At 72.2% G+C, this 16,677-nt stretch carries 12 protein-coding genes; 5 read left to right on the plus strand and 7 right to left on the minus strand.

From position 1 onward, the window contains the following. The first annotated feature begins 112 nt into the window (after positions 1-112). The gene (gene fxsT / locus ACUKCB_RS09485) at positions 113-2,674 is read left to right on the plus strand and encodes an FxSxx-COOH system tetratricopeptide repeat protein (RefSeq protein ID WP_473040150.1); all 2,562 of its coding nucleotides are present in this window, start codon (positions 113-115) and stop codon (positions 2,672-2,674) included. 6 nt (positions 2,675-2,680) lie between these two features. Here the strand turns inward: fxsT and ACUKCB_RS09490 are convergent, their stop codons facing one another. Together ACUKCB_RS09490 and ACUKCB_RS09495 are read right to left on the minus strand one after the other, a co-directional pair. Beyond that, positions 2,681-3,988 carry an HEXXH motif domain-containing protein gene (locus ACUKCB_RS09490; protein ID WP_473040151.1) on the minus strand — a complete coding sequence of 436 codons (1,308 nt, stop codon included), beginning with the start codon at positions 3,986-3,988 and terminating at the stop codon, positions 2,681-2,683. Beyond that, positions 3,988-5,205, minus strand: coding sequence for an FxsB family cyclophane-forming radical SAM/SPASM peptide maturase (locus ACUKCB_RS09495; protein ID WP_473040152.1), 1,218 nt, complete (start codon positions 5,203-5,205; stop codon positions 3,988-3,990). The genes ACUKCB_RS09490 and ACUKCB_RS09495 overlap by 1 nt, the downstream gene beginning before the upstream one ends. A gap of 508 nt (positions 5,206-5,713) precedes the next feature. Here ACUKCB_RS09495 and ACUKCB_RS09500 point away from each other — a divergent pair. Then, on the plus strand, positions 5,714-7,015 hold the full coding sequence (locus ACUKCB_RS09500) for a hypothetical protein (protein ID WP_473040153.1): 1,302 nt from the start codon (positions 5,714-5,716) through the stop codon (positions 7,013-7,015). 50 nt (positions 7,016-7,065) lie between these two features. On the opposite strand, the gene ACUKCB_RS09505 is transcribed toward ACUKCB_RS09500, so the two are convergent. Beyond that, positions 7,066-8,478: an amidase gene (locus tag ACUKCB_RS09505; RefSeq protein ID WP_473040154.1), complete on the minus strand. Its 1,413-nt coding sequence runs from the start codon at positions 8,476-8,478 to the stop codon at positions 7,066-7,068. A gap of 2 nt (positions 8,479-8,480) precedes the next feature. Beyond that, complete coding sequence (locus tag ACUKCB_RS09510; protein WP_473040155.1) at positions 8,481-8,966, minus strand: GNAT family N-acetyltransferase; 486 nt, start codon at positions 8,964-8,966, stop codon at positions 8,481-8,483. Between the two features lie 103 nt (positions 8,967-9,069). On the opposite strand from ACUKCB_RS09510, the gene ACUKCB_RS09515 reads away from it, so the two are divergent. After that, entirely contained in the window at positions 9,070-9,807 is a 738-nt protein-coding gene (locus ACUKCB_RS09515; protein ID WP_473040156.1) for an SDR family NAD(P)-dependent oxidoreductase, read from the plus strand. Positions 9,808-10,068: 261 nt separating this feature from the next. Beyond that, positions 10,069-11,439, plus strand: coding sequence for a hypothetical protein (locus ACUKCB_RS09520; RefSeq protein ID WP_473040157.1), 1,371 nt, complete (start codon positions 10,069-10,071; stop codon positions 11,437-11,439). A 124-nt stretch (positions 11,440-11,563) separates the two neighbouring features. On the opposite strand, the gene ACUKCB_RS09525 is transcribed toward ACUKCB_RS09520, so the two are convergent. After that, the gene (locus ACUKCB_RS09525; RefSeq protein WP_473040158.1) at positions 11,564-13,036 is read right to left on the minus strand and encodes a sodium/glutamate symporter; all 1,473 of its coding nucleotides are present in this window, start codon (positions 13,034-13,036) and stop codon (positions 11,564-11,566) included. A 618-nt stretch (positions 13,037-13,654) separates the two neighbouring features. On the opposite strand from ACUKCB_RS09525, the gene ACUKCB_RS09530 reads away from it, so the two are divergent. Continuing rightward, the gene (locus ACUKCB_RS09530; RefSeq protein WP_473040159.1) at positions 13,655-15,043 is read left to right on the plus strand and encodes a hypothetical protein; all 1,389 of its coding nucleotides are present in this window, start codon (positions 13,655-13,657) and stop codon (positions 15,041-15,043) included. Between the two features lie 223 nt (positions 15,044-15,266). Here ACUKCB_RS09530 and ACUKCB_RS09535 read toward each other — a convergent pair whose 3' ends face one another. Both ACUKCB_RS09535 and ACUKCB_RS09540 read right to left on the minus strand, forming a co-directional pair. Further along, positions 15,267-15,686 carry a YchJ family protein gene (locus tag ACUKCB_RS09535; protein ID WP_473040160.1) on the minus strand — a complete coding sequence of 140 codons (420 nt, stop codon included), beginning with the start codon at positions 15,684-15,686 and terminating at the stop codon, positions 15,267-15,269. A 346-nt stretch (positions 15,687-16,032) separates the two neighbouring features. Further along, complete coding sequence (locus tag ACUKCB_RS09540; RefSeq protein WP_473040161.1) at positions 16,033-16,623, minus strand: histidine phosphatase family protein; 591 nt, start codon at positions 16,621-16,623, stop codon at positions 16,033-16,035. Positions 16,624-16,677: the final 54 nt, after the last annotated feature.

Genomic DNA, 16,677 nt, shown 5'->3' on the forward strand with positions numbered 1-16,677 from the left:
TGTGCATACGTCTCCCTCAGGCAACATCCACCCACACAACACAACACCGGGCTTTTTTCACCGACGGGAAAACAAAGCCTGGTGGGGCCTATGTGAAACCGGAGGACACCGCGTGACCGCTTCCCAAGGGGACCTCCCCGACCGGGGCAAGAACCGATTCCCGGAGGTGTGGGGCAGGGTCCCGCCACGCCACAAGAACTTCACCGGTCGCAGCGAACAGATCAACGAACTCCGCGCCGGCCTGCTCAACCAGGTCACGGCCGTGATCCCACACGCCCCGGCGGACCCGGCCGTCCCCCGCGCGCTCCAGGGCTACGGCGGTGTCGGCAAGACCCTGATGGCCGTGGAGTACGCCCACCGCTACCGCAGCGAGTACGACCTGGTCTGGTGGATCATGGCCGACCAGCCGGGCCTGGTGCGCTCGGCGCTGGCCCACCTGGCACCGCACCTGAACCTGCCCGGTCCGGCGGTGACCGGGGTGGAGGAGGCCACCAACGGGGTCCTGGAGGCCCTGCGCAAGGGCGAACCGTACGCGCGCTGGCTCCTGGTCTTCGACAACGCCGACGAACCCGAGGAGCTCTCCGACGTCATCCCGCAGGGGCCGGGACACGTCCTGATCACCACCCGCAACCACCGGTGGGAGGGGGTCGCCGAAACCGTCCCGGTCAACGTGTTCGCCGAACACGAGAGCGTGGAGTTCCTCACCAGGCGCATCCCCCGGGGCATCACCGTCGAGGAGGCCGTCGAACTGTCCGAGGCCCTGGGCCACCTGCCCCTGGCCCTGGAACAGGCCGGCGCCCTCCAGTCCGAGACGGGCATGTCCACCCGGGAGTACCTGCACCTGCTCGCCGAGCGCACCGGCCCGCTCCTGCGCGAGGGCAAACCCCCCGAGTACCCCAAACCGATGACCGCGGCCTGGCAGCTCTCGGTGGCCAAACTCCAGGAGAACCTGCCCGAGGCGATGGAGCTGTTGCGCTGCTGCGCCTTCTTCGGCCCCGAACCCATCCCCCGCGACCTGTTCTTCCCGGTGGAGAACGGCCCCGTGCGCCCGGAGATGGCGGAACTGCTGGCCGACCCGATCCGGTTGAGCAAGGCCATCGGCCGCCTCGGCCGCTACGCCCTGGTCCGGCTCGACCAGGCCAACCGCACCATCCAGGTGCACCGGCTCATCCAGGCCCTGCTGCGCGAGGAACTGGACGAGCAGACCCAGGAGTCGATCCGGGTCGAGGTGTGGTCGCTGCTCAGCGCGGCGGCACCGGACACCTTCACCGACGCACCCGCCCAGGCGCGCTACCTCGAACTGCTCTCCCACATGCGCCCGGCCGGGATCGCCGAATCCGACCTGCCCCAGGTACGGCGCTTCGCGCTGAACATGCTGAACTTCCTGTACGTGTCCGGCAACTACGAGACCGCCAGCCGCTACGCCCGCGACTTCATCGAGAAGTGGACGGCCGACTCCGGCGACGAGGACCCCTTCGTCCTGGAGGCACAGGCCAAGTACGCCAACCGGCTCCGCGACCTGGGACGCTACGTCGAGTCGCACGACCTCAACCGGGCCATCCTGCCCAGGATGCGCCGCACGCTGGGCCCCGCCCACCCGGAGACCCTGTCGGTGCTCTCCGGTCTCGGTGCGGACTACCGGGCCCACGGTGACTTCTGGCAGGCGCGCGAACACGACGAGGAGGTGCTGCGCCAGCACCAGGAGGCCTTCGGGCCGGGCGACACCGCCACCCTGCGCGCCCTGTACAACCTGGCCCTGGACTACGCGCTGACCAGCGACTTCGCGGAATCACAGCGCAAGCACGAACGCGCGTACATGCTGCTCAAGCGCAGCGGGCCGGCGGGCGGCTCGCCCACGCTGCTGACGTTCTGGTTCGGACTGGCCCAGGCGGTGCGCCTGTCCGGCGACTTCACCGAGGCGTGCGACCTGGGCGAGGACGCGCTCGCCTACGGCCGGGACCAGCTGGGCGTCGAGGACCCGCGCACCCTGCGCACCCAGGTCGACCTGGCGATCGCCCGACGGCTGTCCGGGGAACTGGACGAGGCGCTCGAACTCGGCCAGGACGCCCACTCGCGCTACCTGCGGCTGCACGGCATCAACCACCCCAGCACCCTCGCCGCGGCGATGTGCCTGGCCAACCTGTGGCGGATGACCGGCGAACTGGCCGGTGCCCTGGAGCTGGCCGAGGACACCGACATGCGCTACGCCCAGGCCTACGGCGCCGACCACCCCTACAAACACGGGTGCACCAGCAACGTGGCCCTGCTGTACCGGCTGACCGGCGACCCGGCCCGGTCCCGGTCGATGAACGAATCGGCGCTGACCGCCCTGGAGGCCAGGCTCGGCCGCAATCACCACTACACGCTGGCGGCCGCCACCAACCTGGCCGGCGACCTGGCCGCCCTCGGCGAGGCCAAGAACGCCGCCCGGCTGGGTCGCGGCACCCTGCGCCGCTACCGCGCCCTGCTGGGCGAGGAGCACCCGAGCACCCTGGCCTGCGCCTCCAACCTGGTGCTGGACCTGCGCGGCGAACAGGAGACCGAGGAGGCCGAGGAACTGGCCGAACGCACCCTCACCGGCTACGTGCGAACCCTGGGCCGCGAGCACCCCTTCACCGGCGCCCTGGCCGAGGGACGCAGGCTCGTCGCCGACTTCGACCCGCCCCTGCTCTGAACCGGCTCAACCGTTGCGCTCACGCCACCGTGCCAGGTGCGCGCGGGCGGCGGCCCCGGCCGTCTCCTCGGCCTCGGCCGGGACCGGCTCGGCCAGCCAGCGGCGCAGGGTCCGGTCGGCGGCGCCGAGGAACCTCCGGCCCTCGGCGGTGAGCCTGCCGGATCCGGCCAGGGCCCGGGAGGCGTCCGCGGTGGAGCGGCGCCAGTGCGCGAACTCGGCATGGGCCCTGCGGGCCCCCTCCCCCGCGAGGGTGTGCCGGTGCCTGCGCCAGAAACCGGCCACCCCCAGGTGGGCGTACACCCCCTGGAGCAGTCCCGAGGCGGGCCGGGGGTCGGGGCGCCAGGGCGCGTAGTAGCGGCTCCCGTCCTCGGGCAGGGTGAGGTCCACCAGGTCGAGCAGGGCGGTGAGCTTGGCGTGCTGCACCTCGTGGGCGAAGGTGAGCGCCAGCAGCACCGGGTCGGGCGGTGTGGACAACCCCAGATTACCGAAGGCGTGCCGGGAGGTGGCGCTGGTGTGCAGGCGCCCGCCCGGGGCGGTGATGGGCGTCAGGGTGACCACGGTGTCCTCGGTCTCGGCCGCCACCGTCCAGTGGTGGTCCACCAACAACCGCCACGCCCCGCACAGGGTCCGGCGCCAGTGGTCGAGCTCCCGCGCACCGAGCCGACGGGCCACCGGGACGGCGCCGGGCATGCGGTCGGGGTCCTGGTCGTCCAGAAGCAGCTCGATCCGCCTGCCCCGGTGCTCGGCGGACAGCCGGCGCAGGGCGTGCCAGCCGGGCGCGTCCTCGTGCGGGTCCTCTGGGACCACCACCCGGGGGCCGCGCTCCGCCCGTACCGTGGCCGGGCCGCCACCGCTCTCGAACAGCGCCCGGCCGCCCCGCGTACCGACCAGGGCGCGGCCCAGGGACGGCAGCGGCACGGTGGGGCCGTCCAGCGGTACCTCGATCCGTGCGTCGACACCGCCGCGCAGCGCCGCGGCGGCCGCGACCGCCGCCATCCCGGCGGTCCGGGGCTCCTCCGAACGGTGTCCGGCCAGGGCCAGGGCGGTCCGCCGCGCCCACACCCCCACGGTGGGGTGGCGCAGCACCGTGGCCACCCGCTCGGGTGCGTTCTCCTGGGCACGGACCAATAACTCGTAGGCGTCGCCGACCCGGTCGGCCTCGGGGTGCTGTGCCTCCCGCGCCGCGTCGACGACCCGGCGCAGCAGCATGAGGTGTTTGCCGAACTGGGCCAGGCGCAGGAAGGAGGTGGCCCCGCTTCCACCGCCGCCGCGTGCCAGGGCATCGAACACCGGAGCCGGAACCGGGTCTGGCATCAAAGTCCCTCCCTGATCCGGGCCACGTCCGCGGCCACGGTCTGGTGGATGTGCGTGATCAGGTGGAACAGGTCCGCGCAGTACACGGAGGGGTTGCGGAAACCGTTCCCGCTCCGGTAGCGGTGCGGGTAGAGCCCGCCGCCGCAGACACGGGACAGCGGGCAGGCGGCACAGGTGGGGCTCAGGGCCCTGGCCCCGATCTGCCGAGCGGCGACCGAGGGCAGGTAGAGGGCGTCGTCGAAGCTGTGCGTGAAGGTGTGCAGGGGTGTACCGGCCGCCCCCTCGAAAGCCGACTTGAGACTGTCGACCTGTTCGATGCTGCCGTCGGTCTCCACCACCACGAGGGCGGCCGGGGACAGGCCGACGCTCTCGGTGCGGGAGGGACTGCCCAGGACGAGGCGGATGATCTCGTTGAACATGCGGATGTTGGTCTCGCGCTCGGCCGCTCCGTACCACCGGTCGAACACGGATGCCAGCCAGGCCCCGTAGCGCGGTTCGGTCGGCGACCACCCCGGAGGCGGCTCGTCCCAGTTACCGTGGGGCAGGAGGAAGTCGACGCCGGACGGGCCGTACTCCAGGAGGTGCTCGTAGGTGGTGACCGGGTCCGACTCCAGGTCGACGGTGGTGAGCAGGCCCGACATCAGGTGGCTGCCGCGGGTGTTGAGCCGTTCGATCCCCGAGCGCACCTCGGCGTGGGTGCCTCGCCCGTCGGCCCGGGTGCGGTGGCGGTCGTGGTCGGCCTCGGCCCCGTCGATGCTCACCCCGACACGGATGCCGAGCTCCTCGAACAGGTCGAGGAAGTGGGAGTCGATCAGGACCCCGTTGGTCTGCATCCTCAGCACGACGTGGACGTCGGGTTCGCAGGCCTTGCGCAGGGCCTGGACCGTGTACCGCAGGTGGTCGAGGCCGACCAGGAGGGGCTCGCCGCCGTGGAGGACGACGTCCACCCGTTCGCGCCCGTGGGCCCGGGAGTGTTCGGCGATGCGTTCGGCGACCCGGTCGACCGTGGGTCGGGCCATGCGCCGGGGTTGGCGGCGCCAGCCCTGGTCGGCCATCTCGTACATGTAGCAGTAGTCGCAGGCCAGGTTGCAGCGGCTGTGGATCTTGAGGATGAACTCACGAAAGGGTGTGGGCCGCCACCCCTGGCCGAGGAGTTGGTCGACATCCAAGTCCTCGGGCCATTCGGGGCGTCTTTCCGGCTCACTGTTGCCGACCACGCTGACGACCTCCTGGGATGACGGAAAAGAGAAATACGACTGGTTATCGCATTTACCGGTCTATGTACTCCCCACGGGTAACCACAAACATCACCCCCGGGCAGTCAGAACTCGCGCCGTGGTACAGCAGGGCTGACCCGAAGGCCCACCCCCGGGGACGGGCCGCGTCAACCACCTCCGGCGATTCTTCCCGACCCACCACCCCCAAACGTCACCCCCTCGGCGGAAATGACCGATTCCGGCCAATGAAACAATGATTGACCATCGCCCACCCGCACCAGACGAACCCTGCCCGGCGCACAGCACTCATGATTCCGCCGGTTCCTTTTCCGCATTTCCACCCCCGAACCCCTGACACCGGGGCCGCCGACCCGTTTCCACCGGCCGGCGCGACAACCGGAGCGCGTGCTCCCGCAGACCGGGTTTGGCCGTTCCGCCCTGCGGGAGTCCCCGCACGGGTTACCCTGATCCCGTTTCGGCCACCCTCATCACGTTCGGTGACACTGCCATGACTGAGCGACTCATGACCGCTATCTCCCGCTGCCTCGACTGGGCGAACGAAGCCGACCCGCCGCCCCTGCTGCAGGTGGACGCACTCGTCCTCCTCCTGTGCGCCCATGAGGACGCCGGCGCACACGAACCCGGCGACTGGACGGTCGACGACGTGCACGAGGTCGCCGCCCTGCTCGCCGAACGGGAGGAACTGCCCGAACACCTCCGGGACACCTGGCTGTCCTGGTGCGACCACCTCGTCTCCTGCGGCGCACTACTGTCCACGGAGAGCCCGCGCAGGCTGCGCACCGCCATCGAACAGGTCGACCTGACCCCCGGCACCCCCACCGACCCCCGAACCGAGCCCCTGGCCGAGGCCGCCACACCACTCCTGGAACGGCTGGGATACGGGGAGAGCGGGGAACCCCCGCTCCTGCTGCCGTTCGTGCCCGCCCCCCTCAGCGAACTGGACGCCCGGGCCGGGGCAGTCAACACCCTGCACCGGGCCGCCAGACTGGCCGCCTGGGTGGACCCGGACCGGCTCCTGCGCCCGGGCACCGACCACGACGACCTCTGCGCGACCGACACCGCCCAGGCCGCCGAGGCCCTCGGAACCACGCCCCAGGACGTGCGTTTCCTGTTCACCGTGGCCCGTTCGGCCGGCCTGCTCCGCACCACCTACCTGCACGTACTGCCCGGACCGGCCGCGCACGCCTGGGCGGACGAACGGCCCGGAGCCGCCGCCGGCGCCTGGGCGGACGCCCTGACCACCATGGCCGCGATCCCCGGCCCAGCCCCGTTCCTGGTACTCACCGAACTCTTCCTGTCCGGCCGTGCGCACACCCCCGCCGAACTGGTGCACGCCTGCGGGCCCGGTACGACCCCGGGCCCGGAATCCGCCGAACAGCACGTACAGCGGATACTGACAACACTGGCCGGCCTCGACGCGGTACAGGAGGTCGCCAACGGGCGGTACCGCATCTCAGCCCTGGGCGACCACTGCGCCGCCCGCCGCCTACACGCGTCCGGCATCGAGGTGCCGTTGGCCCCGTCGGTGACGGCCCTGGACGCCGAAGCCTTCCTGGCCGTGCTGGAGGAGGTCCGTCCCGTGGACGTGGAGACCCTCCTGGACCGCTGGATCACCGGGCAGCCCTCACCGGAGACCGCCGCCCGAACCCTGGTCAACGCCGGTCTGCCACCGGTCGGCGCGGACGCCGGAACCTTCGTCCGCACCGTGGCCGAACGCCCCTGGGCCGACGTGGTCCTGGCCCTGACCGCGGAGTGCCCGCTGAAGGGCACCGCCGAACTCGCCCGATAGACCCTCCCCGCCCCCACAGCCCCCGGACGCCCCTGGGGGCCGGAAACCGCTCAGCCCAGAGCCGGCACGGGACGACGGTCCCGCCAGGGGACGGCCTCCTCCAACTGGGCGGCGACCGCCAACAGCAGGTCCTCCCGGCCGTGGGCGGCCACGAGCTGTACCCCGACCGGCAGGCCCTCCCGGCTCTGGGCCAACGGCAGACTGACAGCCGGATTGCCGGAGACGTTGAACGGCGCGGTGAAGGGGCCGTGCGCGTAGATGTCGCGCAACCAGGAACGCACCGTGTGCCCGGCCCCGTGGTCGAGGGTGCCGTGCGGCAGCGGCAGCCCCGCCAGGGTGGGGGTCACCAACAGGTCGTACCCCTGGAAGAAGCGCCCCACCGGCCCGGTGATCCGGTGCTGGGCCTGGAGACAGGCCACCACGTCCAGGGCGCCGTAGGCCCGCGTCTCGGTGAGGATCCGCGCCGGAACCGCCTCCATCAGGGCGGGGTCGGGGGGCCTGGGACCGCTGCACAGGGCGGCCGTGGTCGAGATCGCGGCGAGCAGTGACGCCTCCACCACGTCCTCGGCCTCCAGCTCCGGCGCCCCCTCGGCCACCGCGTGCCCGATCCACTCCAGCACCCGGCCCACGTCGCGGGCGGCCTCGGCGACCTGCGGATCCACCCCGGTCTCCGCCCAGGGACGGGTACTCACCGCGACCCGCAACCGACCGGGACCGGCGCGCAGGGCTTCGAGGTGGGAACCCCGGAGCGGCGGCGGAGCCGCGTGCTTCTCCCCCACGGGCGGAGCACCCACCAGGTCGAGCAGCAGCGCGGCGTCACGCACGGTCCGGGTCAGACCGAACTCGCAGACCAGCCCGAAAGCCGCCTCCCCCACCAGCGGCCCGCAGGGCACCCGCCCCCGGCTGGGTTTGAGCCCGACCACACCGCAGGCCGAGGCGGGCACCCGGAGCGAACCCCCGCCGTCGTTGCCGTGCGCGAAGGGCACCGCCCCCGCCGCCACCAGCGCGGCCGAACCCCCGCTGGAACCGCCGGCCCCCCGCCCCGGGTCCCACGGGTTACGGGTGAGGCCGTACGCCGAGGACTCCGTCGCGAAACTCAACCCCAGCTCGGGCGCGGTGCTCTGCCCCAGGGCCACCAGACCGGCCGACCGGAACCGGGCCATCACCTCCTGGTCGACCACGCCCACCGCCCCGTGCAGCGCCCGGCTGCCCAGGGTGAAGGGCACACCCCTGGCCACGGGACCACTGTCCTTGACCACGAAGGGCACACCGGCGAGCGGGCCGTCCGGGTCATGGGAGAGTCCGGGCTCGAAGAGCGGTCGGGTGAGCGCGTTGAGGTCGGCGTCGGCAGCGGCCAGACACTTCCTGGCCACCGCCTCGACCTCGTCGGGGGTCACCTCACCCGAGCGCAGCACCGCCGCCAGAGCGGTCGCGTCCAGGTTCGCGTACTCATGGGCGTCCAAGGTCAGTCCTTGAGAACGAGCCCGTAGGCCAGCAGGTCGACACCCGGAACAGGACACCAGTCACGTTCGGGCAGACGGACGAACCCGTGCGCCTCGTACAGGCGCTGCGCGCCCCGCATCACCGTCTGGGTGCTCAACACCAGACGGGAGACCCCCTCCTGCCCGGCGCGGTCCACCACCGCACCCACCAGAGCCGCACCGACCCCGCGCCGCTGCACCGACGGATCGACCGCGAAGGCGCGTACCTCCGCCTCCTCCGGCCCCCGGGCGGTCTCGCTGTGCGGCCCCCAGGGCACGAACACGACCGTGCCGGCCACACGCCCGTCCACCAGGGCCACCAGCACCTCGTCCCGCCCCTGCCAGCCCAGCTCCCGGAGGGTGTCGGCGTAGGAGGGGCTCGCGTCCAGCAGACCCCGGGCCCCGTAGGCCAGGACCCGGAGCTCACCGATGGCCCGCCGCTCGGAGGGCAGCGCTGTCCGAATCAACATGGGCGCATTCAACCAGGCCGCGGGGCGGCGCCTCCACAGGTTTCTGCCGTCCGCCGCGGACCGGTAACCTCACAGGCGCCACCGCACCCGTCGAGAGGTCCCCATGAGTCGCAACGTCCTGGTCACCGGTGCCGCCCGAGGGGTCGGCCGGGCCGTGGCGGCCGCCTTCGCCGAGACGGGGGACCGCGTCGCCGTGCACTACGGCACCCGCCGCGCGCAGGCGGAGGCCACCCTGGCGGCCCTGCCCGGACAGGGCCACCTCCTGGCCGGGGCCGACCTGCGCGACCCCGAGGCCGCGGCCACACTGGTCGAGCGGGCGGTCGAGGGCCTGGGCAGCGTGGACGTGCTGGTGAACAACGCCGCCGTCAACCTCCCGCACCCGGTCGCCGACACCTCCTACGAGGAGTGGCAGGCGGCCTGGCGGGAGACGGTGGAGGTCAACGTGTTCGGGGCGGCGAACGTCTCCTACCTGGTGGCACGGCACATGATCGACCGCGGCCACGGGGGCCGCATCGTCAACGTCGGTTCACGCGGCGCCTTCAAGGGCGAACCCGACCACCCCGCCTACGGGGCCGGCAAGGCCGCCCTGCACTCGCTCGGCCAGTCCCTGGCGGTGGCCCTGGCCCCGCACGGCATCACGGTGGCCTCGGTGGCCCCGGGCTTCGTGGAGACCGAGCGCGTGTCCGCCCGACTGACCGACCGGGTCCGCGCCCAGAGCCCCTTCGGGCGGGTCGCGGCACCGGAGGAGGTCGCCTCCGCGGTGCGCTACCTCGCCTCTCCCGAGGCCACCTGGACCTCGGGCGCCGTCCTGGACCTGAACGGCGCCTCCCACCTTCGCTGACCCGGGCACGGCCGCGCCGGAACGGGGTCCGGGCCGAGGCTCCCCTGCCCACTATCGGGATTCCAGGATTCGGAGGCACGGACAGACCGTTAACGGAACCAGGATACGGCTTTTCCTACTGAATGCCCCTTTTGTCCAAGGCCTGAAAACCCCTTTCGGCGGCCTTCTTCCCACGATGTCCACGAAATGGCACCACAGCCCCACACACTCGCTGTAGAAGGAGAGGAGGAAACGCAGCGCGAGGACAACCCGGGGGCACCCATGTCATCCCACCACCCGCAAGCGCCCTCCCCCCGCCGGTTCTCGGCCCGCCCGGTCTCCCTGCTGCCCACCGAGGAACTCGCCCGCAGGGCACTGGACTCCCCGCTGATGCGCGCCACCGTCGGCCTCTCCCGCTGGTGCGGCCCCGTCACCCCCGTGGACGCGGACGGCCTGCCGGACCTGCACGACACCCTCACCGCGATCAACGAGTTCGACCTGTGGCCCCGAACCCTGTGCCGCGACCCCGAACGCCGCTCCGCCTGGACAGCGAAGATCACCTCACCCGCCCAAGCCGAGGACTTCCTCATCCCCTGGCACACCGCCCAACACCTGGGCATGATCGAATGCGAGACCGGACAGGCCCGCCCCGCCCCCGAACTCGAACGGTGGCTCGGCTCCACCGGACGCGTCCTGCACTGGTGGACCCTCGCCTTCCGCCAGTGCGCCGAACGCGCCCTGCGCGGCACCGCCGGACTCGACCCCCACACCGCCCTGGGCCGCCTCTACGAATCCCCGGACGGAGCCCGCGTCCCCCTGCGACTGCTCACCCAGGAAATCCTGCCCGCCCGGCAAACCCACTACCTGCCCACCCGCCACCCGCCCTGGAGCACCGCCCTGCTGACCCGCGCCCTGTGGCAGCTCAACGACGCCGGAGCACTCACCCTGGGCCGGCACACCCCCGGAACACACGGCCACCGACCGGAACCGGCCTGGGTACAGCTCACCGACCTCGGCCGCTTCGGTATCCGCCAACTACTCCTCGCCGAGGAACAACCCGCACCCCTGACCGAGGAGTTCATCCGGCTCGGCGCCGACGAGTTCCTCGACGCCCTGGCCGACTTCTCCCCCGACGGCCAACTCGTCGCACTCACCGCCTGGCTGGACGCGCGCCCGCCCGACCACGCCCTGCGGGAAATCGTCTCGGCCTCGTCCGGCCCCGGGCTGGCCCTGCGCCGTTGGAACGCCACCATGGCGCTGGGCTCCATCAGCTCCCGAATCGAACCGGAACTCCGCGCCCTGCTCCGCAACAGGGACCCCACCGTGGTCAGCCTGACCTCGGTGGTCCTCCTGGCCTCAAGGATGCTCACGGCCCCCGAACAGGACGGACTGACCTCCGCCTACGGCCACTGGACCGCCATCGACATGTTCGCAGCGGCCACCTGCCTGGGCGAGACCGGACTGAAGTCCTTCCTGGGCTCCGAGGCGGCCGAGGGCATCGACCGGTTCCTGCTCAACGACGTCCCACGCCTGTGGAACCCCGAACACCCCGAAACCCGCGAGGTCCTGCGCCTCCTGGGACGCCACCACCCCGACCCGTCGATCGCGGCCAGGGCCCGCGCGGCCGAAATCCACGCACCGCCCCCCGCCTGAGTCCCGCCCAGCACACCTGGCGCAACACCCCGGAACCGCAGCCCCACCGACGTCAGCGGGGCCGGGGAGACCGCCCCACGGACGACCTCCCCGGCCCCGGACCGGACAGCGGACACCGCCGGGATCAGGAGACCAGGTCCCGCTCCCGACCCGCCCCGTGCCTACGACGCCTGCGCCGGAGCACGACGAGACCGAAGAACAGCGCGGCCGCCATCGTCGCGACCATGATCGCCAGGAAACCCCACGGTCCGACCATCGGACTGACGATCAGCGGGATCGCCGCAGCGGTGACCAGACCACCACCGAAGAACGGCTCGAAGACGAGCTGCTTGTACCCGAACGCCGGGTAGGCCGGCGTCCTGGCCTCGGGGTCGGCCACCCGCATCAGAACCATGCCGGTGGCGGTGACGCCCAGGGACTGGCCGAACTCGCCGATACCCCGCTCGAACCAGTAGTCCGGCATGATCCGCGGCGCCAGGAAGAGGAAGGCGCACAGACACCACAGCACACCCGCCACGGACAGGACCGCGAACGCGACGATGTTGTCGGCGATGGCCTGCAGGGACAGCGTCGCCATGGCGGCGATGACGAGCACGTCCAGGGACATCCCCTGGATCCGCTCCACCGACCGCGCGTCGACGATGTCGTTGCGGTCGAACCGGTCGATGAACAGCTGCACGATGATGCCGCCGATCATCGCCAGCGGGAACAGCGGCACGAAGGCCATGACCTCGATGGAGTCGGCCCACACCAGCTGCTCGACCCACTGCAGGGCCGACAGGAGCAGCTGGCCGATGAGCACCGCGAGGGCGACCAGGCCGAAGTGCAGGGTCAACGGGTCCATCGACGAGGGGTGGACCGTCAGCAGCGACCCGGCGGTGCGGTTCTCCCGCTCGACCAGACCGGCCTGCTCCCCTTCGGTACCCCTGCTGTCCGCGCTGATCACGTTGGTCCTGCCCCGGCGCACACCCCAGTTGATCAGGATGATGCCGATGATCACGCCGGAGAGCAGCCCGACGGTGGCCATCCCCAGGGCCACGTCCTGGCCCTGGGCCCAACCGACCTGGTCGAAGGTGCTGCCCAGCCCCGCGGCGGTGCCGTGGCCGCCGAGGAAACCGATCTCGATGAGCGCACCCGAGATGACCGGGACGTCGAAGAACGGTCCCAGGACCAGCAGCGCCAACAGCAGACCGATGACGTACTGACCGCTGGCGACGGTGATCCCGAAGGACAGGTTGGGCCCGGCCAGGTCGACCGCCTCACGCAGCCTGGGCATCCGTTTGCCCAGGAAGAGGCTGGCGAAGACCACCGAGATGAGCAGGCCCGGCAGAGCCGACCACACCGACATGATGTCGGCCCCGAAGAGCCCGCCCTCGGCCGCACGTTCCGCGAAGCCGACCGCGACGCCCCGGTCGGCCAGCAGGCCCGTGGCCCAACCGAGGACGTCCGGGCCGAGCAGCAGCGCGATACCGCCGCCGATGATCGAGCTCGGCAGATACAGCCGCTGCGTCAGCTTCCACCTGACCCGGACGAACTTCGAGATCAGCAACAGCACCCCCAGCAGGAGGAGCGCGAGACCAACGGTGTCAGGGGACATATATCTACCTCTCAATACGGTCCCGCAGGCGTGCAGGGGCATGGGTGTGCCCCTGCGGGCACACGGGGCCCGCGGCGGGGCGCCCGACCGGGCAGGGGCTGTGGCTGGGAGGTAGATCGCGCACGGGGAAGCGGCTCAACTTACGCGAACGCCTGGGGAATCCTACACACGGTGACGACCCCTCCGACCCCGGCCCCGGCCCCGGCGAAACACCGGTCGGCCTGCGGCACCCACAGCTCCGACACACCCCTCCCACCAGCGCAGGCCCCGACGGAACCGGAAAGTACGACGGTTGAAGCGTTCACACTCGACCGGGCCCCGCGCGACTCCGGCAGCGGCTACCCGCCCCGCCCGAATCCACACGTCCCCGGCGCCGGGAACCACGGTGAGGATCATCATGCCCACCGCCCCGAACACCCCCGGCCCCGGCCCGGGGCCGCCCGGCCCGAAGACGGCGGCGGGCCGCGGCCGTGTACGCGGACCGGGTCCCCGGGCTCCCGGGTTCGTACCGATCTGTGCGAAACCGCCCCGCGGCCCCGCCCCGGAGCGGTAGAAGAGGTGTGGACCAACATCCTCCGAAGAGAACGCATACCCCCAGAAGAGAAACCGGGAGCGGACGTGCCCTCTCACAACCCGTCGGACCCGGAGCACCCGCCGCTCGCCGCCAGGCCCGTGTCCCTGCTGCCCACCGACGTCCTCGCCCGCATGGCCCTGGACTCCCCACTGCTGTGCGACGCCCTCAGCCTGGCCCGGTGGAGTGCCCCGGCCATCCCGGTCACCCACCACGGGGTGCCCGGCATCGACGACGCCCGCACCGCGATCACCAGATTCTCGCTCTGGCCGCACGACCTGCCCGGGCGGCCCGCCGAACGCACCACCTGGCTCGGCGGACTCCACTCCGCGGCCGACGTCGCCCACTTCGTCGTACCCTGGTCCGCGGCCCTGCGCCTGGGCCTGGTCGAGATCAACGCCTCGCACGCCCGGCCCGCCCACGACCTGGAACAGCAGACACGCGACCCCCACCGGGTGCTGTCCTGGTGGTTCCGGGAGTTCGAGCACACCATCGAGAACGCCCGGGGCGACCTGGTCCGCCCCGACCGGCCCACCCCCGGGACCACCGGCCCCGAACTGCTCCCCGGGGTCCTGCGCCACCTCTACGAGGCCCCCGACGGTTCCCGGCCCGACCTGGACACCCTGGCCAGGGAGGCGCTGGACTCCCCCACGCCGTCGGCCCCCCGGACGACCTCACCCCTGCTGCACGTGCTGTGGCAGCTCTCCGACACCGGCGCCGTCGCCCTGGACCACCGCCCCGCCGACACCCCCGAACAGGACGGCCACGGCCACTGCACCGTCGAACTCACCGCGCTGGGCCGCTACGGGGTCCGCCGCCTCCTGTTGGAGGTGGGCATCCACGCACCCCTCGTGGACACCCTCGCCGAGGCCGGGGCCGCCCGGTTCCTGGACGCGCTGTCCGTCCTGCCCTTCGAGGACCGGCTCGCCGAGGCCGGCCCCTGGCTGGACCGACGCGGCCCCCACCGGGCGCTGCGTCAGATCGCCGCGGTCGTCTCCGGCCAGGGCCTGGCCCTGCGCCGCTGGGTGGGCACCCAGGTCCTCAACACGACCAGCTCCGAACTCGAACCCGAACTCCGCTCCCTGCTGCGCTCACCGCACCCCGCCGTCGCCAGCATGGCGGCGGTCGTCCTTCTCTCCTCCGGGATGCTCACCCAGCGCGGCCTCGACCGGATGCTGGGCGAGTACGGCCCCTGGGTGGTCCTCGACATGATCGCCGCGGCGATGACCCCCGACAACGCGGGCCTGCCCGACTTCCTCTCCTCCGAGGGCACCCCCGACGTCGAGCAGATCGTCCTCGACTCCCCCGACCTGCTCCGTCTGCGCGCCCACCCCGACGCGCTGCCCGTGCTGGAGGCCCTGGGACGGCACCACCCCGACCCCGCCACTTCCGGCAAGGCCCGCGCGCTGGCCGAGCGGATACGCGAGGACCACTGATCCGCACGGCGGTCCGAGCCGGGGCCCGGGGGCCGCACCCGGTGTCCGGCCCCGCCGGGCGGGGCCCCCGGGGTAGGGGGCCGGCGGCGTTCCGACGGTCGCTTCGGTCGGCTGTTTTTCAGTTTCCCGGAATCAGCGTCTTTACGACGTAGATTCACAGACCCGGGCCGGGGTCCCGGAGCAAAGACCCCGGTGCCCGCCGGGAACGCCTACGGTCAGGCCGCTAGCCGTCCAGCGCGTCGAGGTAGGTCCAGGCACCCCCGTGACGCAGGAAACGGCTGTGTTCGCGGAGTTCACCCTCCCGGCCTGCCTCCCGGAAGACCGCCCGGAACTCGACCGTGCCCTCGTTGTGGAAGGGGGTTCCCGCACCGGTGCCGAGAATCTCCAGCCGCACCCACTCGGTCCGGGGGTCCAGGTCCACACCGGACGGCCGGGTGTCGGGGTGCCATGAGCGCAGCAGGTACCCCTCGTCGCCGACCGCGAAGGCGCTGTAGCGCGAACGCATCAGGTCCTCCGCGGTGGCCGCCTTCGCCGAGCCCTCGTGCAACCGGCCGCAGCACCGCCCGTACACCGTGGGCCTGCCGCAGGGGCAGGGCAGGTCAGCGGAGTGGGCCGGCCGGGTGCGGAAGCTGCGCTTGGACATCCCCCCATTCTGGCGGCTGTTCGCCACCCCTTCGGCCCGCCCCCTGCGGCCCGCTGCCCGCACAGGGCCGCGCCCGACGAGGGGATCGGGCTCGGCCCTGCGACCACGACGCCCCTAGCGGATCGGACGTCGTGGTTCGGGCGGCGGGAACCACCGGGGCGGTGGCCCGTCATCGGGTGCGGGGCGTGGACGAGGGATCGGGAGGGCGTTTCCGTGCCGGATTGCGATGTCCATCCACAGGGTCAGTACCCAGTCCCCCAACGGAGCCGAAACCCGGGATCACCGGCTTTTCGGCTTTCCTTCCGTTTCCGCCCGTCCCACCGCCGCGGCGGGCACGCTTGCCGGGCTAGGCTCCGGGACGGTTCCACGAGGTGATGACGGAGCGGCCGTGTTCCGTACCCAGGGTGCTGACGGAGCCGGTGTCGAGGCGGAACAGGGCCCCGCCCGAAGGAGGCAGCCCCAACCTCCGGGCCGTGAGCGCGCGCAGGATGTGGCTGTGGGCCACCAGCGCCACGTCGCCGCGTTCGAGCGCCGACGCCGCGTCGGCGAGGACCCGGTCGGCCCGCGCCCCCACCTGCTCGGGGTTCTCTCCCGGATGGTCCGGCGGCCCCGGTGGCACCCCGTCGGTCCACAGGTTCCAACCCGGCCGGTCCCGGTGGATCTCGGCGGTGGTGACCCCCTCGTAGGCCCCGTAGTCCCACTCGGCGAGGTCGGCATGGGCCACGGTGTCGGTGAGCCCGGCGAGCTGCGCGGTGCGCGCCGCCCTGCCCAGCGGGCTGGTGAGCACCAGTTCGAACCCCCGCTGCGCCAGCAGCGGGCGCAGTGCCCGCGCCTGACGTTCCCCCTCTTCGGTCAGCGGCAGGTCGGTGCGCCCGGTGTGCCGGCGCTGCCTGCTCCATTCGGTCTGTCCGTGCCTGACGAGTACCAGTTCTCCCACCCGAACGTCATGCCCTGCGCACCGGCCGCGCAAGCCCTCCGCCGGGCTCGGGGC

The sequence above is a fragment of the Nocardiopsis moroccensis genome (genome assembly GCF_055763695.1).